Origin of the sequence: Phyllobacterium sp. NPDC097923, assembly GCF_044760925.1 — a bacterium.
Classification (GTDB): domain Bacteria; phylum Pseudomonadota; class Alphaproteobacteria; order Rhizobiales; family Rhizobiaceae; genus Phyllobacterium; species Phyllobacterium calauticae.
In genome coordinates, this window is the sequence record NZ_JBIWBL010000003.1 from 173,722 (window position 1) to 198,138 (window position 24,417).

23 protein-coding genes are annotated in these 24,417 nt (G+C 59.0%); 5 read left to right on the plus strand and 18 right to left on the minus strand.

The genetic code is table 11. The features are described from left to right. A complete protein-coding gene (locus tag ACIQWS_RS16630; RefSeq protein WP_403181620.1) occupies positions 1-930 on the minus strand; it encodes a 2-dehydro-3-deoxygalactonokinase in 930 nt (309 codons plus the stop codon). Beyond that, positions 927-1,694 carry an SDR family oxidoreductase gene (locus ACIQWS_RS16635; RefSeq protein WP_346308435.1) on the minus strand — a complete coding sequence of 256 codons (768 nt, stop codon included), beginning with the start codon at positions 1,692-1,694 and terminating at the stop codon, positions 927-929. The genes ACIQWS_RS16630 and ACIQWS_RS16635 overlap by 4 nt, the downstream gene beginning before the upstream one ends. Before the next feature lie 99 nt (positions 1,695-1,793). Between ACIQWS_RS16635 and ACIQWS_RS16640 the strand changes: the two genes are divergently transcribed. Then, on the plus strand, positions 1,794-2,576 hold the full coding sequence (locus ACIQWS_RS16640) for an IclR family transcriptional regulator (protein WP_403181625.1): 783 nt from the start codon (positions 1,794-1,796) through the stop codon (positions 2,574-2,576). Positions 2,577-2,589: 13 nt separating this feature from the next. On the opposite strand, the gene pip is transcribed toward ACIQWS_RS16640, so the two are convergent. From pip to ACIQWS_RS16670, 6 genes are all read right to left on the minus strand, one after another. After that, positions 2,590-3,579: a prolyl aminopeptidase gene (gene pip, locus ACIQWS_RS16645; protein WP_403181628.1), complete on the minus strand. Its 990-nt coding sequence runs from the start codon at positions 3,577-3,579 to the stop codon at positions 2,590-2,592. A gap of 83 nt (positions 3,580-3,662) precedes the next feature. Then, complete coding sequence (locus ACIQWS_RS16650; protein ID WP_403181631.1) at positions 3,663-4,289, minus strand: nucleoside/nucleotide kinase family protein; 627 nt, start codon at positions 4,287-4,289, stop codon at positions 3,663-3,665. Between the two features lie 20 nt (positions 4,290-4,309). Beyond that, complete coding sequence (locus tag ACIQWS_RS16655) at positions 4,310-4,999, minus strand: D-lyxose/D-mannose family sugar isomerase (RefSeq protein ID WP_223614605.1); 690 nt, start codon at positions 4,997-4,999, stop codon at positions 4,310-4,312. Positions 5,000-5,015: 16 nt separating this feature from the next. Beyond that, on the minus strand, positions 5,016-5,795 hold the full coding sequence (locus ACIQWS_RS16660) for an ATP-binding cassette domain-containing protein (RefSeq protein ID WP_223614606.1): 780 nt from the start codon (positions 5,793-5,795) through the stop codon (positions 5,016-5,018). Next, positions 5,795-6,877 carry an ABC transporter permease gene (locus ACIQWS_RS16665; RefSeq protein WP_288194435.1) on the minus strand — a complete coding sequence of 361 codons (1,083 nt, stop codon included), beginning with the start codon at positions 6,875-6,877 and terminating at the stop codon, positions 5,795-5,797. The genes ACIQWS_RS16660 and ACIQWS_RS16665 overlap by 1 nt, the downstream gene beginning before the upstream one ends. Positions 6,878-6,972: 95 nt before the next feature. After that, on the minus strand, positions 6,973-7,989 hold the full coding sequence (locus ACIQWS_RS16670; protein ID WP_346308439.1) for a sugar ABC transporter substrate-binding protein: 1,017 nt from the start codon (positions 7,987-7,989) through the stop codon (positions 6,973-6,975). Positions 7,990-8,302: 313 nt separating this feature from the next. On the opposite strand from ACIQWS_RS16670, the gene ACIQWS_RS16675 reads away from it, so the two are divergent. The 3 genes from ACIQWS_RS16675 to ACIQWS_RS16685 are packed head-to-tail and all read left to right on the plus strand — an operon-like array spanning position 8,303 to position 10,829. Continuing rightward, the gene (locus ACIQWS_RS16675) at positions 8,303-9,451 is read left to right on the plus strand and encodes an ROK family protein (RefSeq protein WP_403181639.1); all 1,149 of its coding nucleotides are present in this window, start codon (positions 8,303-8,305) and stop codon (positions 9,449-9,451) included. Positions 9,452-9,453: 2 nt separating this feature from the next. Then, positions 9,454-9,900: an RbsD/FucU family protein gene (locus tag ACIQWS_RS16680; protein WP_403182534.1), complete on the plus strand. Its 447-nt coding sequence runs from the start codon at positions 9,454-9,456 to the stop codon at positions 9,898-9,900. After that, a complete protein-coding gene (locus ACIQWS_RS16685; protein WP_403181643.1) occupies positions 9,897-10,829 on the plus strand; it encodes a carbohydrate kinase in 933 nt (310 codons plus the stop codon). The genes ACIQWS_RS16680 and ACIQWS_RS16685 overlap by 4 nt, the downstream gene beginning before the upstream one ends. Positions 10,830-10,838: 9 nt before the next feature. On the opposite strand, the gene ACIQWS_RS16690 is transcribed toward ACIQWS_RS16685, so the two are convergent. From ACIQWS_RS16690 to ACIQWS_RS16725, 8 genes are all read right to left on the minus strand, one after another. After that, complete coding sequence (locus ACIQWS_RS16690) at positions 10,839-11,234, minus strand: type II toxin-antitoxin system VapC family toxin (RefSeq protein ID WP_403181645.1); 396 nt, start codon at positions 11,232-11,234, stop codon at positions 10,839-10,841. Next, entirely contained in the window at positions 11,234-11,473 is a 240-nt protein-coding gene (locus ACIQWS_RS16695) for a type II toxin-antitoxin system VapB family antitoxin (RefSeq protein WP_346306547.1), read from the minus strand. The genes ACIQWS_RS16690 and ACIQWS_RS16695 overlap by 1 nt, the downstream gene beginning before the upstream one ends. Before the next feature lie 76 nt (positions 11,474-11,549). Further along, positions 11,550-13,154, minus strand: a complete 1,605-nt coding sequence (locus tag ACIQWS_RS16700) for an ABC transporter ATP-binding protein (protein WP_403181650.1) — start codon at positions 13,152-13,154, stop codon at positions 11,550-11,552. Between the two features lies 1 nt (position 13,155). Next, positions 13,156-14,286, minus strand: a complete 1,131-nt coding sequence (locus ACIQWS_RS16705) for an ABC transporter permease subunit (RefSeq protein WP_403181653.1) — start codon at positions 14,284-14,286, stop codon at positions 13,156-13,158. Continuing rightward, entirely contained in the window at positions 14,279-15,202 is a 924-nt protein-coding gene (oppB, locus tag ACIQWS_RS16710) for an oligopeptide ABC transporter permease OppB (protein WP_105733698.1), read from the minus strand. Before oppB ends, ACIQWS_RS16705 begins: the two co-directional genes overlap by 8 nt. 82 nt (positions 15,203-15,284) lie before the next feature. Then, entirely contained in the window at positions 15,285-16,883 is a 1,599-nt protein-coding gene (locus tag ACIQWS_RS16715) for a peptide ABC transporter substrate-binding protein (protein ID WP_403181657.1), read from the minus strand. 58 nt (positions 16,884-16,941) lie between these two features. Beyond that, a complete protein-coding gene (locus tag ACIQWS_RS16720; RefSeq protein ID WP_403181659.1) occupies positions 16,942-18,540 on the minus strand; it encodes a peptide ABC transporter substrate-binding protein in 1,599 nt (532 codons plus the stop codon). Positions 18,541-18,731: 191 nt separating this feature from the next. Beyond that, on the minus strand, positions 18,732-20,327 hold the full coding sequence (locus ACIQWS_RS16725) for a peptide ABC transporter substrate-binding protein (RefSeq protein WP_403181662.1): 1,596 nt from the start codon (positions 20,325-20,327) through the stop codon (positions 18,732-18,734). A 573-nt stretch (positions 20,328-20,900) separates the two neighbouring features. Between ACIQWS_RS16725 and ACIQWS_RS16730 the strand changes: the two genes are divergently transcribed. After that, positions 20,901-21,698 (plus strand): DUF1295 domain-containing protein, encoded by a 798-nt coding sequence (locus tag ACIQWS_RS16730; RefSeq protein WP_346305383.1) that lies wholly within the window; start codon positions 20,901-20,903, stop codon positions 21,696-21,698. Positions 21,699-21,748: 50 nt separating this feature from the next. Here ACIQWS_RS16730 and ACIQWS_RS16735 read toward each other — a convergent pair whose 3' ends face one another. Both ACIQWS_RS16735 and ACIQWS_RS16740 read right to left on the minus strand, forming a co-directional pair. Beyond that, a complete protein-coding gene (locus tag ACIQWS_RS16735) occupies positions 21,749-23,374 on the minus strand; it encodes a cisplatin damage response ATP-dependent DNA ligase (RefSeq protein WP_403181666.1) in 1,626 nt (541 codons plus the stop codon). Beyond that, a complete protein-coding gene (locus ACIQWS_RS16740; protein ID WP_346305385.1) occupies positions 23,374-24,390 on the minus strand; it encodes a ligase-associated DNA damage response exonuclease in 1,017 nt (338 codons plus the stop codon). The genes ACIQWS_RS16735 and ACIQWS_RS16740 overlap by 1 nt, the downstream gene beginning before the upstream one ends. Positions 24,391-24,417: the final 27 nt, after the last annotated feature.

Here is a 24,417-nt window from a genome sequence, read left to right on the forward strand (position 1 = left end):
TTATCCTTGTATGGCTGGCCAAAGCTGTGACGCGGCAACGAACAGGCCCTTGCGCACCGCTTCATCGGCGTCGACGATATCGAAGTTCAGGCCGGCAACGGTCATGGCTTTTGCATAAAGCGTGGCCATCGCGCTGGATGCGACGAGTGCAATGGTGGCCGAGGTGCCGAATTTTTCCTTGGCCCCGGCAATTTCCGTTCCAATGAGCAGACCGGACAGCCGCGACGCGGCACCGTCCGGCGGCAGATTTTCCAGCAGCATGGCTGCGCGGATGCCAAAGAGCTCGCCCAGCATGCGCCGGTTGCCGCCAAGCATCAGTTCAAGCCCCGCGGTGAATTGGGGGTGGTCCGGTGTCACCGCTTCTGCGGCGTTGCCGATGGAATGCCGCAGGATCGAATGCCCGGCCAGAAGCGCATAGAGCTCGCCGGTCAGGAAGGTGGAAAATGACGTTGCCCTGCCCTCGTCCAGCTCGACCCATTTCGAATGCGTGCCGGGCATGGCCACGAGGCCGCTGCGCAGATTGCGCGCCAGCATGGCACCCAGCAGCTGGGTTTCCTCGCCCCGCATGACATTGGGCGCGCTGCCCGACTGCGACAGGCCGGGAATAATACGCACATCGCGCCTGATACCGGCAATCTTCACCGCCCCGGAAAGAATGGCGGTAAGATCCGCCGGAACCGGGACATAATTGGCTTCCACCCAGCCCTGACGCGAACCCGCCATGCCGCAGATGATGACCGGCAAATCCACCGGTGCTTGCAGGCTGGCGAGATGATCCTCGAGCGTTTCAGCAAAACCGCGCGCGCGGGAGGTATCCAGACCGTCGTCCGAACGCTGCTCGGCGACGACATGGCCTTCACGGTCGAGAAGCCAGAGACGGAAACGGCTCGTTCCCCAGTCGGCAACGGCATAGGTTGCAGCGGTGGTCACAGGTAGCCTCCATCGACAATCAATGTCTGAGCGGTGAGCATGCGGGCGGCATCGGAGGCGAGAAACAGGCAGGGGCCGACCATGTCGCCGGGCTGGATTTCTTCCTTGAGAACCTGCTTGTCGATGTGGGACTTCAAACCGTCTTCCGTCACCCAGAGTTCGCGCTGACGGTCGGTGATGACCCATCCCGGCGCGATTGCATTGACGCGGATTTTCTCCGGCCCAAGGCGTCCGGCAAGGCCTTTGGTCAGGCCGATAATCCCAGCCTTTGCAGCGGTATAGGAGGGAAAGTTGCCCTGATTGATCATGAAGGATGTCGAGGTGAAATTGACAATGGAACCGCCCCCCGCCTGCCGCATGCCCGGCACAACGGCCTGCGCGGCAAAGAATTGCGGACGCAGATTGACCGACTGGTTCTTGTCCCAGTACTCGACGGTCACATCATCGATGTCGTGCCTGTCGTCCCAGGCGGCATTGTTCACAAGCACCGTCACCGGGCCGTGGGCCTCAATGGCGCGGCCGATAGAGGCACGCAGCGCTTCGATATCGCGCAGGTCCGTGTTGAGATAGAGCGGCCGATTGCCATATTCGCGGTCGAGGCGCTCTGCCAGTGCCTGCGAAGCCTCATCTGCAATGTCGATGAAGGCAACGCGCGACCCCTGGCGTACAAACCCTTCCGTCAACGCTGCGCCGATCCCGGACCCTCCCCCGGTGATCAGGACAGAACGATCTTTCAGGTCAGGGAAAATCGCCGAGGGCATCATGAGAAAATCTCGCTGCATTGTTCCATTATTTGGAACTTGATTTGACTATATAGAATAGTCATCCTATGGTGCCGAAAGTCAAGAGGCGGTTGCGATTCAATGGGCAAGGCACGGGAAAATTCAACGGGGACGCTCGGAAAGGCGCTTGAGGTCGTGCACATCATTGCGTCATCGCCCGTGCCGCTTCGCTTTACCGATGTGCTCAAACTGTCCGACCAGCCGCGTGGCACACTGCACCGGCAAATATCCAATCTGATCGAGGAAGGACTTCTCGACCTGAACCGGGATCACTCCTACGGCCTCGGGCTACGCCTGCTGGAATTTGCCTCCAGGGCCTGGGCCAGCAATGATTTTCGCACCATTGCCGAACCGCACCTGCAGAGACTGCACGAGCAGACCGGTGAAACGGTTCATTTGGGCGTTTTGCGGGGTATCGAGGTGATCTACCTCGACAAGGTCGAAAGCCGGCAGAGCGTGCGCATGTATTCGCAGATCGGCAATACCGCCCCGGTCTATTGCACCGGCGTCGGCAAGGCAGCCCTGTCCGCCCTGCCCGACGACGAGCTTCAGGCGCGCATTGCCCAGATCGCTTTTCAGCGTTTTACTCCGAGCACGCTGCCCGATGCCAAGGCGTTGCGGCGGGAAATCGAGCAGATCCGGGCGGAAGGCAATGCCTATGACCGGGAAGAACACGAGGCGGACATTTGCTGCGTTGCCGCGCCGATACATGCCAATAACCGGCACTTCGTTGCGGGCATTTCCGTCACCGGTCCTGCCTACCGCATAACTCCGGACGTCTTGCAGTCCTGGGCCGGCATTACCCGCGCTGCGGCTGCCGCGATCATGGCAAACATGGCCACACGTCTTTCACCCCGCGCATAGGCTTTGGGTTGCATCAAATGCCGACCGCACCATTTAATGACCCGCGTGCAAACCGGTCCGTTGCGGCGATAATGGCGTCCGTCATGCCGGGACTGGTTGGGGAATGGCCCGTATTGGGCACGATGACAAGCATGCCATCCGGCCAGGCCTTCGATAACTCCCACGCGGTGACAAGCGGCGCTTCAAGGTCGAAACGGCCCTGAATCATGACACCAGGAATTCCCTTCAACAGACTGGCTTGGTTCAATAAAATACGGTCTTCCAGCCAGGCATTGTGATGGAAATAATGGGTGATGATGCGGGCGCGTGCCAGGATATAGCGATCATCCGACCATTTCGGTGACAGTTTTGCCGTTGGATCAACCAGGATGGATGCAGACTCCCATGCATGCCAGTCGCGCGCCGCCTGCAAACGGATGGCGGGATCCGCATCGTTGAGCAGGCGATAATAGGCAGCGACAAGATCGTCATCGGGCTCATCGCTATCCAGCCCGGCTCCTCGCCGGAAATGCGCCCATTGCTCGGGAAACAGCGGAGCGATGCCGCGATAGAGCCAATCGATCTCGGATCGCCGCGTCGTCGTCACCCCTGCCAGCACCAAAGCCAGGACACGCTCCGGATAGGCCTCGGCATAGGCAAGCCCTAATGTGCAACCCCATGACATGCCGAACAGAAGCCAATGCCCGATATCAAGATGGGTGCGCAAACATTCGATATCCCTCAACACATGTTCCGTCGTGTTCACGGACATATCAGTCTGGGGATCGCTGGCATGCGGTATGCTGCGTCCGCAGCCCCGCTGATCGAACAGGATGATGCGGTAGCGTTCTGGATCGAAGAAACGCCGCGCGTTTGCGGACGAGCCGGAACCCGGCCCGCCGTGCAGGACAAGAGCCGGAATTCCCCGCGGGTTGCCGCAGGCTTCCCAATGGATTTCGTTGCCATCACCGACGGCGAGCATGCCGTGGTCATAAGGCTCAATCTCTGGATAGAGGCTGTTCATCATCGTGCCTGCATGTGGCGAATCTTCTCGCCGGGGAAGGACAGCTCATTGCCTTTCCCTGTTACAGTCAAATGACAATGGCTTTAATTGACGACCGTGTAATCAGCGGGGCGCGAGGCGGAGAGCACAAGGTCGGCATTGGGTATGTCATTCGACAGGGCACGCTGCTGTGCCGAGCCGACATTGTAGCCATAGCCCAGCCACCGCTGCACGAGGCGATTTTCCATTTCAACACGATCCACCTGCAGGAATACGGTGAGGTCGAACAGCGGCGCCAGCCGGTCCCAGGGCGACTGATCCAGAAGAAGATAGTTCCCCTCGACCAGGAGAATGCGCTGATCGCCGCTGACCACGGCGGCACCCGCCCGGGCGAGATCGAGCTTGCGGTCAAAGAGCGGAATGACGACATTGTCTTCCCCTGCCCTGAGCCGTTTCAACAGAATTTCCAGGCCGGCACAGTCGAAGGTTGGCGGCGATCCCTTGCGTTTGCGCTGGCCGCGCGCATCGAGAATGGCATTGTCGAGATGGAATCCGTCCATGGGCACCACGACGGCCGCGTTGGCCTCGCGCGCGTTGATTGCCGCGGAGATAGCGGCGGAAACCGTGGATTTGCCGGCCCCGGGAGGGCCGGCAATGGCAACGATCAAACGTTTGGTTTCGGCGGCGCGGGCCAGAATGGCCGTCACCAGGTCATCGATCGCTATAATCATTGTGCTGTCCGCGGGATGGCTCAGGCAAGCCATTTGTCATAATCGGAAACCAGAAGATGCACCGGTGCTTCGTCCTCTTCAATCGAAGAGAAGCGGCCGATCGGCTCGCGGAAGATATTGTCGGTCAGGTCGTCATTGACCGTGGAAACCTCGCCGATCAGGACGTCGCCGCCCTCGCCCCAGAATGCGTGCCAGTTTCCCGGCAGCAGCGTCACGCTTTCGCCCGGTTGCAGCTTTAGCAGGCCGCCGGCTTTCAGCGTGACGATACGGCCGTCCGTTGCCACTTCCACATCCGTCTTCTCGTCCACGCTGCCATCGGCATTCGAATTGAACAGTTCGAGCACGAGCGTGCCGCCGCCGCGGTTGATGATGTCCTCGGCCTTGACGATATGGCGGTGCATTGGCGAGAGCTGCTTTTCGCGGGAGATCATGATCTTTTCCGCATAGAGCATGCCGCCGCCTTTTTTCAGGTCTGCCTGATTGCCGTTGCGGGTGGTGAAGAGGAACAGGCCGAGTTCATCGAACTTGCCCTGTCCATAGTCGGTGATATCCCAGCCGAGCCTGGCATCGAGAATGGCCCTGGAATCGCTTGAGGTGCGGGCCTTCAGCTCTTCCGGCGACCAGTAGGCGAAAGGCGGCATGACATAGCCGAACGAGCGGATGAACTTGTCGCTTTCACGGATGATCGCGTTGACTTCTGAGCGTTTCATTTTTCAATTCTGTCCTTCATGCAGCAAGACTGGCGGGTGGTTCCTTGGCGCCGGTCATGAATGCCACGGCATCCGACATGCTGTATTCCTTCGGGTCAATGACACAAAGGCGTTTGCCAAGCCGGTGAATGTGGATGCGGTCCGCCACTTCGAAAACATGTGGCATATTGTGCGAGATCAGCACAATCGGCAATCCGCGCTTTTTCACATCCTGGATGAGCTCGAGAACGCGGCGTGACTCCTTGACGCCCAGCGCCGCCGTCGGTTCGTCCATGATCACGACCTTGGAGCCGAAGGCCGCCGCGCGCGCCACGGCAACACCCTGCCGCTGGCCGCCGGAGAGCGTTTCCACCGCCTGGCTGATGTTCTGAATGGTCATCAGGCCAAGCTCGGTCAGCTTGTCACGGGCCTGCTTTTCCATGGTCTTGCGGTCGAGCATGCGCAGCCAGCTGCCCAGAATGCCCGGCTTGCGGATTTCGCGGCCGAGAAACATGTTGTCGGCGATGGAAAGTGCCGGCGACAGGGCAAGGTTCTGATAGACGGTTTCGATCCCGGCATCGCGCGCTTCCATCGGAGAGCGGAAATGGATCGGCTTGCCATCGAGCGTGATCTCGCCCTCGTCGGGATGAACCGCACCGGAAATCGCCTTGATCAGCGAGGATTTTCCCGCGCCGTTGTCGCCGATGACGGCGAGGACTTCGCCGGCATAAAGATCGAAATCCGCATGATCGAGCGCGGTCACGCGGCCGTACCGCTTGACCAGGCCGCGGGCGGTGAGAATGGGTTGCGGTGTCATCAGCCTGCTACCTTTCTGATCCACTGATCGATTGCCACGGCCGTGATGATCAGGACGCCGATCATCAGATAGGTCCATTGGACATCCGTGCCGTACATGCGCATGCCGAAGGAGAACACGCCGACGATCAGCGCGCCGAACAGCATGCCGAGGATGGAACCGCGTCCGCCGAAGAGCGACATGCCGCCGATAACCACCGCAGTGATGGATTCGATATTGGCAAACTGGCCGACCTGCGGTGACACCGAACCGTTGCGGCCGATCTGGGCCCATCCGGCGAGCGCGCAGATGAAACCGGCCAGAACGTAGACGGAAATCAGCACGCGCTTGGTCCTGACACCCGCCAGTTCCGCCGCTTCCGGATCATCGCCGATCGCATAGAGATGGCGACCCCAGGCGGTGTGGTTCAACACGTACCAGAGAATGGCGATCAGAAGGATCATGGCGAATACGCCATAGGTGAAGGTGGCGCTGCCGATCTGGATTTTTTCGCCGAAGAACTGCAGCATGCGCGCCTTCGCTTCGATGTCCTGTGCCCGGATCGTTTCGTTGGCCGAGTAGATATAGGTCGTGGCCAGAAAAATCTGCCACGTACCGAGCGTGACAATGAAGGGAGGCAGTTTCACATAGGCGATGAGAATGCCGTTGATGAGACCGCACAATCCGCCGAGGGCCACGCCGCACAGGATGGAAAGTTCGACAGGCAGTCCATAACGGAAGGTGAACTGGCCCATGACAACCGATGTGAGGACCATGATCGCGCCGACGGAAAGGTCGATACCGGCGGTCAGGATCACCAGGGTCTGGGCGGCGCCGACAATGCCGACGATCGCGACCTGCTGCAGGATCAGCGACAGGGCAAAGGGTGTGAAAAAGCGCGAACCGACAATAATGGCGAAAACCGCCAGCGACAGAACGAGAACGATCAGCGGTACCGCTGCCGGGCTCGAATGAAGAAAATGGCGCGTCCGTTCGACCAGGCTTTTCTGCTCGCCGTCGAAACTGGCGATGGCTGTGGCGCTCTGTGTCAGAACGCGCTCGAATTCCTGCTTGGGTTGTGATCCCGGATTGGCTTCGTTCATGGGTTGGTTCCCCCCAAAATTTGCGCAGCTCAGAGAGGACGGTTTTACACCGTCCTCTCGCTGTTTGCTGGCTTTTCTGTCAAATCAGGGCGCGATCAGCCCCAGCACTTGGCAAGGCCGCTTTTCACGTCGATGGACTCGACGCCCTTGACCGGCTTGTCCGTCACCAGGGAAACGCCCGTGTCAAAGAAGCTCTTGCCTGCCGTCGGCTTCGGCTTTTCGCCGGTATCGGCGAACTTCTTGATTGCCTCGATGCCGAGCGAAGCCATCATCAGCGGATACTGCTGCGAGGTTGCACCGATGATGCCGGCTTCGACATTCTTCACGCCCGGGCAGCCGCCGTCGATGGACACCAGAAGGACGCCCTTGTCCTTGCCGAAAGCCTTCAGTGCTTCGTAGGCACCGGCCGCGGCCGGTTCATTGATCGTATGAACGACATTGATGCCAGGATCTTTCTGCAGAAGGTTTTCCATTGCCTTGCGGCCGCCTTCTTCATTGCCGTTGGTAACGTCATGGCCGACAATGCGCGGGTCTGTTTCGTCGCCGATCTTGTTGATGTCGACCACGTCAATGCCAAAGCCCTTCATGAAACCCTGGTCGCGCAGCACATCGACCGACGGCTGCGAGGGTGTCAGGTCAAGGAAGGCAATTTTTGCATCCTTGGCCTTGTCGCCCAATGTTTCGGCGGCCCACTTGCCGACGAGTTCGCCTGCCAGAAGATTGTCCGTGGCAAATGTTGCGTCTGCCGCATCGATCGGATCAAGCGGTGTATCGAGTGCAATGACGAGGACGCCGGCATCGCGGGCCTGCTTGACCGACGAAACAATGCCGGCCGTGTCGGATGCGGTGATCAGGATGCCCTTGGCACCATCGGCGATGCAGGTTTCAATCGCGGCCACCTGGCTTTCGCTGTCGCCGTCGATCTTGCCGGCATAGGTCTTGAGGTCGACGCCGAGTTCCTTTGCCTTGGCAACGGCGCCCTCTTTCATCTTGACGAAGAACGGATTGGTGTCCGTCTTGGTGATCAGGCAGGCACCGACGCCTGCAGCCTGTGCCGGAGCGGCAAAGGCGGCGATGGCCACAACGGCGGCACCAAGAATGGTTGATTTCAGATAAATGCTTCTGCGCATGTCACTACCTCCCAGAGTTTGATCGTAATACGACGCGCTGCCGGTGGGCAGCCCTACTTTCGCATGAACACCTCGGACAGTTATCCTCCCGGCCAAGTGCTGCCCTAGGAAATACCAGCCTCGCCAAGCTGTCAACATTAATAAATCACTCTTATTTATTATTGACAGGTTTGCCTGATGGCTCCATTGTCGCGCCGATATCAGGGAGGACGTCCTTTTGGGCATCAGACTATCGGAGCGCCACGGTCCGGGAGGAACACGGCCGCCGCTTCATCAGGGAACAAACCAGAGCGGGATGCGCGACCACAATGAGCGGGTCGTGCTTTCGCTGTTGCGCCAGCATGGCAGCCTTGCCAAAACAGCCATTGCGCGGATGACGGGACTTTCGGCGCAGACAATCTCGATCATCATGCGCATGCTGGAAGCCGACGAGCTGCTTTCGCGCGAAGAGCCGCTGCGCGGCCGCATCGGCCAGCCGCTCATTCCCATGTCGCTCAATCCGGAAGGTGCCTTCTTCCTCGGCCTCAAGATCGGGCGGCGCAGTGCGGATCTGGTGTTGATCGATTTTGTCGGGCGTATCCGGTCCATGCTGCATATGCCCTATGCCTATCCCACGCCGGATTCGGTCCTGGCTTTCACCAGGGATGGCATCGCGACGATGCTGGATAGCCTTGACGCGAAGCAGCGTTCGAAGGTGGCCGGTCTTGGCATAGCCGCGCCGTTCGAACTGTGGAAATGGGCCGATACAGTCGGGGCGCCGCAGGAAATCCTCGATCAGTGGCGCCAGTCCGATATCAAGGCATCCATTGCCGCCATCTGCGATTTTCCGGTCTATCTGCAGAATGACATCACGGCGGCCTGCGGTGCGGAGCTTGTCTTCGGCGAGACAAAAGACCTCAATGATTTCGTCTATTTCTATATCGGCTCGTTCATCGGCGGCGGCATCGTCATCAATGGCAGCCTCTATGCGGGGCGCAGCGGCAATGCCGGCGCGCTCGGTTCCATGCCGGTGCCCGGTCCCGACGGGACCACGCAGCAGCTGATCGACATTGCATCGATCACCGCGCTGGAGCGCATCGTCACCGGCCTTGGCCGCGACCCCTCCCCGCTGTGGACCTCGCCCGATGATTGGGGCCCGATGGGTGAGGAATTGGACGGTTGGATCGACCGTTCGGGCAAGGCCATTGCGCAGGCTGTGATTGCCGCCGCGTCGGTTGTCGATTTTGAAGCGGCTGTTATCGATGGCTGGATGCCCGCGCACGTGCGTGCCCGGATCGTCGATGCCGTGCGCACCCATGTCGGAACATTCGATCTGGAGGGGATCGAGCTGCCCGTCATTGTCGAAGGCTCGGTCGGCATTCATGCCAGAGCGCTCGGGGCCGCCAGCCTTGCCCTGTCGGACCGGTTCCTCATCGGACAGAAAATATTCAGAAAGGTCGATTGAACGTGCTGATTGGTATTCCGCCCATCCTGGGCCCGGAGCTTCTCGCGACCTTGCGTGCCATGGGCCATGGCGACGAAATCGCGCTGGTCGACGGCAATTATCCGGCGCTGGAACATGCCCGGCGGCTGATCCGGGCCGATGGCCTGCCGCTGATTCCCATCCTCGATGCGATCCTGCAGGTCATGCCGGTGGATGATTTCGTGCCGCACGCGCTGTTCCGCGCAACGGTGAAGGGAAATCCCGATCTCCTTGATCCGGTGCACGAGGAAATGAGCGAAGTCTGTGCGCGCCGCGCCCCCGGATTTTCGCTCTTGCCGCTGGTCGGTGATGCGTTCTACACACGGGTGAAGGATGCCCACACCATCATCGCGACAAGCGAACCAAGGCTTTTCGGCAATATCATCGTCCGCAAGGGCGTCATCTATCCATCGAAAGAAACTGACAAATGATCCTATGTTGTGGCGACACGTTGATTGATATGTTACCGCGGAAAACCGATACCGGTGAAACCGCCTTTTCCCCCTATGTGGGTGGCGCCATTTTCAACACGGCTATTGCTCTGGGGCGGCTTGGTGTCCCTGCTGGACTGTTTACCGGGATATCTTCCGATTTCTTCGGCGACCTGCTTCAAGACAGCCTGACCGCAAACAATGTTAGCACGGCCTATATCCATATCTCGTCGCAACCAATAACACTGGCATTTGTCAGGCTCATCGAAGGACAGGCGACTTATACTTTCTATGATGAGAATAGCGCTGGCCGGCAGCTCGAAATTGAGCACCTGCCTGTCCTGGGCGATGAAGTGACAGCCATACAATTCGGTGCGATCAGCCTTATCCCGGAACCCTGCGGCTCGACCTACGAAGCGCTGATGGCGCGCGAACATGAAAAGCGCGTCATCGTTCTCGACCCCAATATCCGGCCGGGTTTCATTCTGGACAAGGAAAAGCATCTGGCCCGCATGCGCCGCATGATCGCCATGAGCGACATCGTCAAGATTTCCGATGAGGATATGGGCTGGTTCGGTGAAAGCGGCACGATGGAAGAGATTGCACGGCGCTGGATTGTTCCGGCATCGCAGCATGGCCCCAAGCTCATTCTCGTCACCCATGGTGCGGATGGCGTGACCGGCTATACATCCGAACTGACCGTGCATGTGGCGGCACAGAAGGTTGCGGTTGTCGATACGGTCGGCGCCGGTGACACGTTCACCGCGGGTGTCCTGACCTCATTGCAGGAAGCTGGCCTTCTGGTCAAAACCGGACTGACATCGCTCGCCGAAAATCAGATCCGCGAAGCTTTGCTGCTGGGCGTCAAAGCCGCCGCGGTCACGGTGTCACGTGCCGGTGCAAACCCGCCCTGGCGGTCCGAGCTGTAGCGGCCCAGTTCAAGCAACTTCAATATCTGTGTGAGGGAAATCATTCCCCTTAAACAGGAGTGGCAGGTTGTTCGCCTTTGCACAGGCATAGGCGAAACAATCGCCCATATTGAGGTCCGCCCTGTGGCGGCCTCGGCCATATCTACCGGATGCCTTGATGGCCTCCTTCCCCACGCTGGCAGTGATGTCGAGGATTGTTGCCTGTGTCTCTTCAATAAACGCTTCAACCAGTTCTTCCGCCACATCTATCGGGCAGGCCCTTTTGCGGGCCAGACCCATTACCGCTTCGTAGGTCACGACGGGTGATATGTAGATTGCTGATGCTTGGGCCAACCGCGCCGACAGTGACAAAGCGTCGTCTTCATTGCCGATTATCGCAATGATGGCTGATGCATCGATGAACATCAGAGATCTCCGGAAAGATCATCAAAGAAGGCTTTGTCGGCTTCCTCACCAGTCGTGGGATAAGCCTGGTAGCGTTCGGAAAGCGCCGCCAGCCTCTCCTGCAAGGGAGTTTTTCTCGCGGTGCGATTGTACTCATTCACAACGGCCTCACGAATAGCATCCGTGAGGCTTGTGTTTTTAAGTTTCGCGAGCCGCCGAACCGCAGCATCTGTGGTCTCGTCTTTGACGGAAAAAGCCATTCTATAACTCGTCGTCTATATGGATATACACTTCGATCCATAAAATGAACTTTTTCTGTTGCAAATGCAAGCCGCACTAATCCAAATCGAATGCGGCGCCGATCAGCGTCTTGGTATAATCGTGCTGCGGCGCATCGAAAATATCGTCGGTCTGGCCTTCCTCGACGATCTTGCCGCTCTTCATCACGATCACATAGTCGGACATCGCCTTGATGACTGCGAGATCGTGACTGATGAAGATGTAGGACAGATCGTGCTTGGCCTGCAGGTCGCGCAGCAGTTCGATCACCTGCCCCTGCACCGACCGGTCGAGCGCCGAGGTCGGTTCATCGAGAATGACGACTTTCGGCTTGAGGATCATGGCGCGCGCGATGGCGATGCGTTGCCGTTGTCCCCCGGAAAACTCGTGCGGATAGCGGTTGCGTGCAACCGGATCGAGCCCCACTTCTTTCAATGCGGCTATGGCCCGCTTGTCGCGGTCGGCCCGCGACAGTTGCGGCTCGTGGATGAGCAGGCCTTCGGTGATGATTTCACCCACTGTCTGGCGCGGTGAAAGCGAGCCGTAGGGATCCTGGAACACCAGCTGCAATTCCCGGCGCAGCGGCCGCATGGCAGCGCGATCAAAGCCGGAAATGTTTTTGTTTTCAAAATGATACTGGCCATTGCTCGGCAGAAGCCGCAGGAGTGCCCGGCCGAGCGTCGACTTTCCGGAGCCGGATTCACCGACAATGCCGATGGTTTGCCGCTGCTTGAGCCGGACCGTTACACCGTCCACCGCGCGGAAGCGCGTGTGTGCGCTGGTGAAGAAACCGCCGCCAATGGCGAAGTCGACCGTGACATTGCGCCCTTCCAGCATGATCGGCGCCTTGTCTTCCGGCGCCGACTTGCTGCCGCTGGGCTCCGCGGCCAGCAGCATCTTGGTATAGTCTTCCTGCGGGCGTTCAAAGATGTCCTTGATCGTCCCTTTTTCGACGACCTCGCCGCGCCGCATGACAACCACGCGCTCGGCAAAATGTTTGACCACGCCAAGATCATGGGTGATCAGTACGATGGCCATGCCGAACCGCTTCTGCAAATCGCGCAGGAGATCAAGAATCTGGGCCTGGATCGTCACGTCGAGCGCGGTGGTCGGCTCATCGGCAATCAGAAGATCCGGTTCGTTGGCAAGCGCCATGGCAATCATGACGCGCTGACGCTGACCGCCGGACATTTCGTGCGGGTAGCTGTTGATGCGCCGTTCCGGTTCGGGAATGCCGACAAGCTTCAACAGTTCGAGCACGCGCACCTTCGCCTGCTTGAAGCTGACACCCTTGTGGTGGACGATGGGCTCGGCAATCTGTCGCCCGATTGTGTAAAGCGGGTCGAGCGAGGTCATGGGCTCCTGGAAAATCATGGTGATTTTCGAGCCGCGCACCTCGTTGAGCGCCTTGGTCGACAGGCCGACCAGCTCCTTGCCGCGATATTTTGCCGAGCCGGCCACGCGGCCGTTCTGCGCCAGGAGACCCATGATGCCCATCATGGTCTGGCTCTTGCCGGAGCCGGATTCCCCAACGACGGCCAGCGTTTCGCCGGGAAGAACATCGAGATCGATGCCCTTGACGGCATTGACGTCGCCGTCCGGCGTGGTGAAGTCGACTTTCAGTCCGCGCACGGACAATACTGCATCTTTGTTGTCCGTCATTTCAGCGGTCCTTCGGGTCGAGTGCATCACGCAGGCCGTCACCGATGAAGTTCAGCGAGAACAGGGTGACGACAAAGAAAATGGCAGGGAAAATCAGCAACCATGGTGCAGATTGCATCTTGTTTGCACCTTCGGAAATCAGCGCGCCCCAACTGGTCAGCGGCGCCTGAACACCGAGCCCGAGGAAGGACAGGAAGCTTTCCAGAAGGATGACTTTCGGAACCACGACCGTGACGAAGACGATGACGGGACCAATCGTATTGGGAATGATGTGCCGGCGGATGATCTGCCAGTCGGTCAACCCCAGGGCCTGCGCCGCGCCGATGAATTCGCGGCGTTTCAGGGCAAGGGTCTGACCGCGCACAATGCGTGCCATATCAAGCCATTCCACGGCACCGATCACCAGAAAGATCAGGATAAAACTGCGCCCAAAGAAGACGACGAGCACCACCACGAGAAACACGAACGGCAGGGAATAGAGAATCTCGATCAGGCGCATCATCACATTGTCGACGCGCCCGCCGATGTAGCCGGAGATGGCGCCGTAGGTTACGCCGACAGCCAGTGAAACAAGGCTGGCAAGGAACCCGACGGCCAGCGAAATCTGCCCGCCGAGCATGATGCGGGCCAGCATGTCGCGGCCGTTGGCGTCGGTGCCGAAGAAGAAGTATTCGCGATTGACATTACCCGACAGCTTGAGGGTTTTGCCATCGTCTTCCGTGGCCGCCACCTTCGTCCCCTGAAATTCGTTCGCCCGGTCGAAATAGCGGGTCGCCCGCGGATCGATCGGCTGGTCCGAATGAATGGTTGCGGTGAAGCTGTTGCCGTCGACGGCAAATTCCTTCAGCTGCACCCGCGCACGGCTTGCCACGCCTGCCATCACCTCGCCGAGGGTATCGGCCTTCGGCAAGGCTTCAAGGCTCGGCGGGATGGTGACGTAGGACGGGAATACCTGATCGTAGGTATGACTGAGGAAATAGGGTCCGAAGAAGGAAAACAGGGTGATGAAGAACAGCACCACGCAGCCGGCCATCGCCGCACGGTTGCGGCGGAAGCGGAGCGTTGCCAGCTGAAACAGGCTGCGCCCCTGGGTTTCCTTCTCGGGGATGTTTGTTGTCGATATATCAGTCATGGCGAACCCTCGGATCAAGAAGGCCGTACAGAATATCGACCACAAGATTGAAAACGATGACGAAAATCGCCACGAGAACGACCGTTCCCATCACGAGCGTGTAATCGCGATTGATGGCGCCCAGCACGAAGTAGCGGCCGACGCCGGGAATGGTAAAGATGGTTTCGACCACGGCGGAACCGGTCAGCAGCGCGGCGGCGCAGGGCGCGAGATAGGAGACAACCGGCAGGAGGGCCCCGCGCATGGCATGGGTGATGACGACGGTCCTTGGCGGCAATCCGTATGCGCGGGCCGTGCGGATGTGATCGGTATGCAGGCCTTCGATCATCGAGCCGCGCGTAAGACGGGCAAAGACGGCCAGCTGCGGCAGCGCCAGCGCAATCATCGGCAATATCAGGAAGCGCCACGATCCGTCACCCCAGCCACCCGCGGGCAAAAGGGACAACAGTACCGCGAAAATCAGGGTGAGCACCGGGCCCACGACGAAATTGGGTACCGTCACGCCGATTGTCGCGACGGACATGATGAGGAAATCGAGGAAACTGTTCTGGCGCAAAGCCGCGATCGTTCCGACAATGACCCCGCCGAAGAGTGCAAGGAGCAAGGCATAGAATCCAAGTTCCACCGAGTAAGGCAGGCCTTTGCCGATCAGCTCGGCGATCGTGTTGTCCTTGTAGATGTAGCTCGGGCCGAAATCGCCGGTCACTGCATTCTTGAGATATTGCAGGTACTGGTTCCAGAGCGGCTGATCGAGATGGTAGGCCTTCATCAGGTTTTCCATCGTCGCCGGCGGCAGCGGTCTTTCAAGGTTGAAGGGACCGCCCGGTGCAAACCGCATCAGGAAGAACGAAATGGTGACGACAATGAACAATGTCGGCACTGCACTCGCCAGTCGGCGAAGGACGAAATGAAACATGGAGATATACTCTCTCTTCTGTGCAGCTTCCGCAGCAGCTGCACCCACTCACTCAATTAGACCGTTGCGTTCAGGACAGAAATCATTCCGCAAGGCTCAGATATTTGCTCAGGTGTTCGTTGGTTGGATTGTCGCCCCAGCCTTTGATCCGCTTGGAGATGAGCCAGATGTTGGCGCTGTTCATCAGCGATGCGATGGGCTCGTCCCGGGTCAGCAGGGCTTCCGCCGCATGCAAGATCTTCGACCGGGCTGCGGGATCGCGCTCGTCATAGGATTTCTTCATCAGCGCGTCATATTCCGGGTTGTTGTAGTGCCCGTAGTTGAATGTCTTGTTGCTGCTGACATTCAGGGCCAGGAAATTTTCCGCATCGGCATAATCGGCAAACCAGCTGGCCCGGGCAACGTTGAACTTGCCGCCCTCCTGCAGGTAGGCATAGTGCGACGACACGTCGAGGTTCATCAGGGTCACGTTGGCGCCGAACGCCTTCTTCCACATGTCGGCGACAGCTGTTGCCACCCGTTCATGGTTGGCGTTGGTGTTGTAGCGGATCTCGATGTTGAGCGGCTTGCCGCCCGGACCGTAGCCCGCCTCTTTCATCAGCGCGACAGCCTTGTCGTCGCGGTCGAGCTGCGACATGTCGGCAAAGGCCGCCTTGGACGGTTCGCCATAGGTGGCAAGACCGGGCGGCACGAGCGAATAGGTCGGCAGTTGCGCGCCGCTGTAGATTTCCTTGGCGAGGAAGTCGCGATCAACCGACATGGAGAGTGCGTTGCGCACGCGCACATCGTTGAAGGGCTCGGTGCGCGTGTCGAAGGCATAATAATAGGTGGCGAGCGCCGGGGTCACATGCACCTGATCGCCCCAGGATTTGCGCAGGCGCTCGATCTGGTCCGCCGAGAAATTGTAGACCGTGTCGAGTTCCCCGGCTTCAAAGCGCCGGACCGCCGCTGCATCATCTTCCAACGGATAGAAGATGACCTTGTCCAGTTTGACATTGGCCGCATCCCAGTAATTGGGGTTCTTGCCGACGGTCAGGTGATCGTTGAGCACATGGTCGACAAGCTGGAAGGCGCCGTTCGACACCATCTTGCCGGGTTTGACGAAATCCGGGCCATTCTTCTCAAAACTGGCCTTGTTGATGGGCAACGCCGTCTGGTGCGCCATCAGCTGGATGAAGAAGGGCGTCGCCCGCTCGAGCGTAATCTCGACGGTCTTGGCATCGACGGCCTTCACGCCAAGCTGATCGAGCGGCAATTCACCCTTGTTGATCTTTTCCGCATTCTTGATGGGATAAAGGATATTGGCGTATTTGGCCGCCGTCTTCGGATCCTCGATGCGGCGATAGGAGAAGACAAAGTCTTCCGCTGTGACCGGCGTGCCATCCGACCAGTTGGCATTGGCGCGAAGCTTGAATGTATAGACCGTGCCGTCATCCGATACCGTCCAGCTTTCCGCCGCACCCGGTATGATGGCGCCCTTGGCATCGTAGACGGTCAACCCTTCGTAGAGGTCCTTGACGACAAAGGCCTCGATATCGATGGATGTCTGGGATTGGTCGAGCGTATTGGGTTCGCCCGCATTGCCCCGGTGCAGGACCGCTTCGGCGAGGGCGGGACTTGCGGCAAGCGCCAGCGTGCCAAGCAGGATTGCGGTGCGCAGATTGAACTTAACAGACATCATTTACCGTCCTTTCCCTCATTGATTCAGGCGCATCGCGCTGGCGGCGGCGCGCACGCGATTACTGTTCAAGGCTCAGATATTTGCTCAGATGATCGTTGGTGCCGTTGTCCTTCCAGCCCTTGACGCGGTTGGACACGAGCCAAAGCTGCCCGAAATTCATCATCGGCGCGACGGGCTGTTCCTGCAGGACCAGTGTTTCGGCTTCATGCAGGATCTTGGCGCGGGCCGCGGGGTCTTTTTCGTCGTAGGATTTCTTGACCAGGGCATCGAAGTCCGGATTGTTCCAGCGGCCATAATTGAAGGTGGTGTTGGTGCTCAGATTGATCACCATGAAGTTCTCGGCGTCGGCATAATCCGCGGTCCAGCCGGCCCGCGCCACGTTGAACTTGCCGCCCTCCTTCAGATAGGCGTAGTGGGCGCTGATATCGTTCTGCAGCAGCGTCACATTGGCGCCGAAGGCCTTTTTCCACATATCGGCAACGGCGATGGCGACCCGTTCGTGATTGGGATTGGTGTTGTAGCGGATCTCGATGGTGAGCGGCTTGCCGCCCGCGCCATAGCCCGCCTCCTTCATCAGCGCGACCGCCTTGTCGTCGCGGTCGAGCTGCGACATGTCGGCAAAATCGGGCTTGGCCGGTTCGCCGTAATTGGCAATGCCAAGCGGCACGAGCGAATAGGCCGGCAGCTGGGCACCTTTGTAGATTTCATTCGACAGGAAGTCGCGGTCGATCGCCATGGACAGCGCCCGGCGCACGCGCACGTCGCTGAACGGTTCGACGCGGGTGTCGAAGGAATAGAAATAGGTCGACAGTGCCGGGGTGATGCGCACCTGATCGCCCATGGATGCACGCAGGCGCTCGATCTGGTCGGCGGAGAAATTATAGACGAGGTCCATTTCCCTGGCCTCGAAGCGGCGCACGGCGGCCGCCTGATCCTCGGTCGGATAGAAGATGACCTTGTCGAGCTTGACATCGGCCGCACCCCAGTAATCAGGGTTCCTGGCGGCGGTCAGGTGATCGTTCTGGACGTGTTCGACAAGCTCGAAGGCGCCGTTGGAGACGAGTTTGCCCGGTTTGATGAACTCGGCCCCGTTCTTTTCAAGGCTTGCCCTGTTGACCGGCAGGGCGGTCTGGTGCGCCAGCAGTTCGACGAAGAACGGCGTGGCGCGCTCCAGGGTGATTTCGAGCGTCTTGGCATCAATCGCCTTCATGCCGATCTGGTCGACAGGAAGTTCGCCCTTGTTGATCTTCTCGGCATTCTTGATGGGGTAAAGCATGTTGGCGTAGCCGGCGGCTGTCTTCGGCTCTTCGACACGCTTGAAGGAGAAAATGAAATCGTCCGCGGTGACGGGCGAGCCGTCCGACCAGTTGGCATTGGCGCGGATCTTGAAGGTATAGACCGTGCCGTCGTCGGAGACAGTCCAGCTCTCGGCCGCGCCCGGCACGATCTTGCCGGCGGGATCATAGCTGGTCAGCCCTTCATAGAGGTCTTTCAGGATGAATGCCTCGATTTCAAGCGAGGTCTGGGACGGATCCAGCGTTTGCGGCTCGCCGGAATTGCCGCGGTGCAGAACCGCTTCGGCAAGCGCCGGGCCTGCCGCCAGCACAAGCGAACCGGCAAGCAGGGCGGCGGTAAAATTGAACTTCGCAAACGTCATCTGGCTGTTTCCTCGCCGTTTACTGGTCGGTCTTTGACATGAAATGGCAATATCCATCCGTTCACGGTCCTGTCGAAAGGGCCGTGCCGGGTCATGTCTGTTTGTCGATTTGCGGTCGGTAGCTGGCACATAGCGAGCCGGGCAAAAGCGTGACGCGCAACCCGCGGGTGCGGGTTGCGCGTCAGACTTTGCTATTCAACGCTGAGATATTTGCTCAGGTGCTCGTTGTTGGCGTTATCACCCCAGCCCTTGACCTTGTCGGCCACGAGCCAGAGGTTCGCATCATTCATCAGCGGCGCGATCGGCTGGTCGCGCATGATCAATGCTTCTGCCTGGTGCAGGATCTTGGCGCGTTCCGCAGGATTGCGCTCTTCATAGGACTTCTTCATCAGGGCATCAAATTCGGGATTGGAATAATGCCCGTAATTGAAGGTCTTGTTGGTGCTGACATTGAGGTTCAGGAAGTTTTCCGGATCGGCGTAATCTGCCGTCCAGCCGGCGCGGGCAACGTTGAATTTGCCGCCTTCCTGCAGGTAGGCGTAGTGCGATGAAATATCGAGGTTCATCAGCGTGACCTTGGCGCCGAAGGCCTTTTTCCACATGTCGGCAACAGCCGTCGCCACACGCTCGTGGTTCGGGTTGGTGTTGTAGCGGATTTCGATGTTCAGAGGCTTGCCGCCTTCGCCATAACCCGCTTCCTTCATCAGCTTGAGCGCTTCATCTTCACGGTCAAGCTGCGACTTATCGGCAAAATCGGCCTTGGAGGGTTCGCCGTAGTTTTGCATGCCCGGAGGAACCAGGGAGTAAACCGGCAGTTTGGTGCCGTTGTAGATGTCCTTGGCAAGGAAATCGCGATCGACGGCCATCGAAAGGGCACGGCGCACGCGCACATCGTTGAACGGTTCGGTGCGCGTATCGAAGGGGTAGTAGTAGGTTGCCATGGCCGGGGTCACGTGAACCTGCTTGGCATTGGCGGCGCGCATGCGCTCGATCTGGTCGGAGGAGAAGTTGTAGACGAGGTCCAGTTCACCGGCTTCGTATCGTCGGACGGCTGCGGCCTGGTCTTCCAGGGGATAGAAGATGACCTTGTCGAGCTTGACGTTTGCCGCATCCCAGTAATGTTCGTTCTTGGCAACGGTCAGATGGTCGTTCGGCACGTGCTCAAGCAGTTTGAATGCGCCATTGCCCACCAGTTTGCCCGGTTTGACGAAATCGGCGCCATTCTTTTCGAAGCTGGCCTTGTTGATCGGCAGCGCAGTCTGGTGCGACAGCAGCTCGATGAAGAAAGGGGTCGGACGTTCGAGCGTGATTTCCAGCGTCTTGGCATCAATGGCCTTTACGCCGAGCTCTTCCACCTTGGCCTTGCTCTTGTTGACGGCTTCGGCATTCTTGATGGGATAAAGGATATTGGCGTAGCCGGCGGCTGTCTTCGGGTCTTCGACGCGGCGCATCGAGAAGACAAAATCTTCCGCCGTTACCGGCGTGCCATCCGACCAGTTCGCATTGTCGCGCAGCTTGAACGTGTAGACGGTGCCGTCATCGGAAACCTTCCAGCTTTCCGCGGTGCCCGGAACGATCTTGCCCATGGCATCATAGATCGTCAGGCCCTCGTAAAGATCCTTGACGATGAATGCTTCGATATCGATCGAGGTCTGTGACTGATCAAGGGTCTGCGGTTCGCCGCTGTTGCCGCGATGCAGCACGGCTTCTGCCAGTGCCGGGCTTGCGCCGATCATCAGCGATCCAAGCAGCAGCGCCGCGCGGAGGTTGAGTTTCATAAATGACATTTTTTGGTCCTTCCCCTTTGAAGAATTATGAAGGCATGAACAAAAGCCAAAATTTTGCCAAACGCAAGCCGTCGATTCTGCGAATTATGCGAAATATGCGAGTCGACGAAACGGCCTAAATCGAGTTAAACTCAGGATAGAGCAGCATTTTCAGGCTGTTTGGCCTGCAAGCAAATTTTACGAAAACGTCAAAAAAATTGTGCACGATGTGGACCATCGGGCCCATTCTCGTCACTTTTTGCTCCAAAATCGCCGCTCTGGCGCGTTTCACGGTGTCTGTTTGATATTTTTCCCCGAAATGGAAATCTGGTTAGCAAAGCCTTTCCGGCACCGTGCGGGTGCCCGCGCAGACGATGAGCGCTTGCGGTCTCGTGGCCGGCCAAGGGCCGAGGACCATTGTCGCCCTTTGCTGTTGCCACACCGCGCAATACCCCCAATTTTATCCTTGGACAGCCGGACAAGAATAGGTCTTAAGCGGGTTATGATTTGCTGATCGAAAAAATCCTGTATGCTGCAGCGCCCCGCCCTTTGAACATCTGCCAGACATCCCCGGTGAACAACAGGTAAACGTGCATGACAGCTCTCGTCATTCTTACTATCGCAGCTGTCGCGCTCTGCGGCGTGATGGCCTGTGCCTTTCTTGTGCAGCGCCAGACCGGGAACAGCGGCTGGGCGGATGCCTTCTGGTCGTTCGGTGTCGGGGCAATCGGCATTCTTTCCATCCTGTTTTCCAGCGATATGGTCTCGCCGGCCCGAAAATGGCTGGTGATTATCCTGCTTGCGCTATGGTCGCTGCGGCTGGGCGGCCATATTCTGCTGCGCACGCTCAACAGCGAGGATGATCCACGCTACGCGCGGTTGCGCAGGCAATGGGGTGCCTCTGCCAATTCGCAGATGTTCTTCTTTCTGCAAACGCAGGCCTTTGCCGGCATTCTCCTTGTCGTCAGCGTTTACATCGCCGCCGCCCGGCCGGATGTCGAGCTGGAATTTCCCGATTATCTCGGGCTCGTGGTGGCGCTTGTTGCGCTTGCCGGCGAAGCGATCGCGGACTGGCAGCTCAAGCGGTTTTCGCGAAACCCGGCCAATCGCGGCAAGATCTGCGATACGGGTTTCTGGCGCTGGTCACGCCATCCGAATTACTTCTTCGAATGGCTGAGCTGGGTGGCCTATGTGCTGATCGCTGCGGATTTCGACGGCGACTATGTGCATGGCTGGCTCACGCTTGCCGCGCCGGTCCTGATGTATGTGCTGCTGCGCCATGTCTCCGGCGTCCCGCCGCTGGAGGAGCACATGCTTGCCTCGCGCGGCCAGGCTTTCCGGGACTATCAACGGCGCACGAGCATCTTCTTTCCCAAGCCGCCTCAAGAATAAGGTGAGAAAACAGGTATTAACCTATTGAAGTATCGATAATATCTATCGTCCTAATCGGTGACATCGGAATCGCGCAAAAGGGCTTCCAGGGTTTCCAGCCTGTCCGCCTCGATCGGCGGCTTGTCCCAGCGCAGGCGGGCGATACGGGGAAAGCGCATGGCGACGCCGGATTTGTGCCGTTTTGACCGGTTCAATCCTTCGAAGGCCACTTCCAGTACGAGGCCATGGTTCTGCTCCGCCCGCACGGAACGCACCGGCCCGAAGCGTTCGGTGGTGTTGTTGCGCACATAGGCATCGAGCTGTTTCAACTCTTCGTCGGTGAAGCCGAAATAGGCCTTGCCCACCGGCACCAGATGCGGGTCGTCTTCCGGGCCGGTCCACACGGCAAATGTATAATCCGAATAGAAGCTTGATCGCTTGCCGTGGCCGCGCTGGGCATAGACAAGCACGGCATCGATGGTGAAGGGATCGCGTTTCCACTTGAACCACGGTCCCTTCGGGCGTCCGGGCACGTAGGTGGAATCCCACTGTTTCAGCATCAACCCTTCGATAACGGGGTGCGGCGGGTTCCGGCGCATTGTGACAAGGTCTTCGAAGGTGGAATACGGCACGAGCGGCGACAGATCGAAACGCGTGGAATCGAGATCGGAGACAAAGCGCTCAAGCCTTTGCCTTCGTTCAGCAAAAGGCAAAGTCCGGACGTCTTCGTCGCCGTCAACCAGCAGATCGTAAAGCCGCACGAATGCCGGATGACTTTCCATCTGTTTGGCCGAAACCGCTTTCCGGTTGAGCCGCTGCTGCAGATCACCGAAGGCGCCGATTTCGACGCTTTCGGCGGTGCTGCGGGCAACGAGCAGTTCGCCATCCAGTGTTCCCTCGAAATGCATGGCATCGGCAATATCGGGAAAAGCGTGGGAGATGTCGTCACCCGTCCGCGAATAGACGCGCCGCTGGCCGGCTTCAGCCGTCAACTGCACGCGGATGCCGTCCCACTTCCACTCCGCCGCATAATCTTCTGCAACAATCTTTGCATAGTCCGATTCTTCGAGCGGGGTCGAAAGCATGACAGGACGAAACGGTGCGGCGGCAAGGCTGGCAGGTTTTTCCGTCTTGCCTTCCAGCCAGGCGAACAGGGATTGATAGGGCGGCTTCAATCCGTGCCAGAGTTCCTCGATCTCGCCAACATCCACTGCGCCGAAATCCGCAAGCGCCTGCTTGGCCAGTCGTGCCGAAACGCCGATGCGCAGGCCGCCGGTCACCAGCTTCAGCAGGGCGTAGCGGGCGGAGGCGTCCAACTGGTCCAGCCATTTCTCCACGAGCCTGATGGCATCGCTGCGCGAGGCGCGCGCGAGCGAGGCAACGACGTCGCCAAGGGTGGGGACGGCGTTGGCACGCGATGGCTCCTTGGCTGACCAGACCAGGGAAATCGTTTCAGCGAGGTCGCCGACATAGTCATAGGAATAGGCAAAAAGCTGTTCGTCCATACGCTCGGCGACGAGCGCGCGCAGCATGGCGGGTTTGACATTGGCGATGTCGAGGTCCCGCGTGATGGCGGCAAGGGCAAGACCGCGGTCGGGGTCCGGCGTCTGCCGGAAATAATCGACGAGCAGCCTGATCTTGCCGTTGCGCTGCGGCGTGAGCACCAGCCTGTCGAGAAGGGCGGCGAATTCGCGCATCAGTCCCCCTCGTCTTCATAGCCGACGAGATGCAGCGGCCGTGCGGCAAACCCGTTGAGATCGCACCATCGGACAAGCGCCTCCTCGCGGCCGTGGGTCACCCAGATCTGCGATGGGGCCAGTTCCCTGATCGTACTGGTCAGTTCATCCCAATCGCAGTGATCGGACAGGATGATCGGCAGTTCCACGCCCTGCTGGCGCGCGCGCTGGCGGATGCGCATCCAGCCCGAGGCGAAGCATGAAACAGGATCGGGAAAGCGTCGGGCCCAGCGGTCCTGAAAGGAGGAAGGCGGTCCGACAACGACACTGCCTGAAAAATCCTGCGGCGTACCGGTTTCGAGGGTTGCCGGGGACAGGGGGCCAAGATCGATGCCCTGCGACTGGTAGTATTCGCAGAGTTTTGTCAGTGCGCCGTGGATGTAGATCGTCCTGTCATAGCCCGCATCGCGCAACATGCGGATGACCCGCTGCGCCTTGCCCAGCGCATAGGCGCCCACAAGATGCGAGCGTTCCGGAAACTGTTCGATGGACTTTATGAGCTTGGCGATTTCGTCCCTGGCATCGGGATGCCGGAACACCGGCAGGGCAAAGGTCGCCTCGGTTATGAACACGTCGCAGGGAACGGGTTCAAACCCGATGCAGGTGGGATCCGCCGCCCGCTTGTAGTCACCCGAACAGACGATGCGCATGCCGTCCTTCTCGACGGCAATCTGTGCCGAGCCCAGCACATGGCCTGCCGGGTGAAAGCTGACCTTGACGCCATTGATCTCGCTGACTGTTCCGAGCTCCGCGGCCTGCGTCGTTCCGGCAAAATTGTCGCCATAGCGTATCCCCATGATATCGAGTGTCTGCTGTGTTGCCATGACATGCTGGTGGCCGGGTCTGGCGTGGTCGGCATGACCATGGGTGATCAGGGCGCGCTCCACCGGGCTGACGGGATCGATATGGAAATCCCCCGCCGGGGAATAGAGACCCGCTGGCGTTGATCGCAAAAGTGCCTCCGGACGGGTCAGCATTGTTCTTCCACCTTTCTGCACCAACGA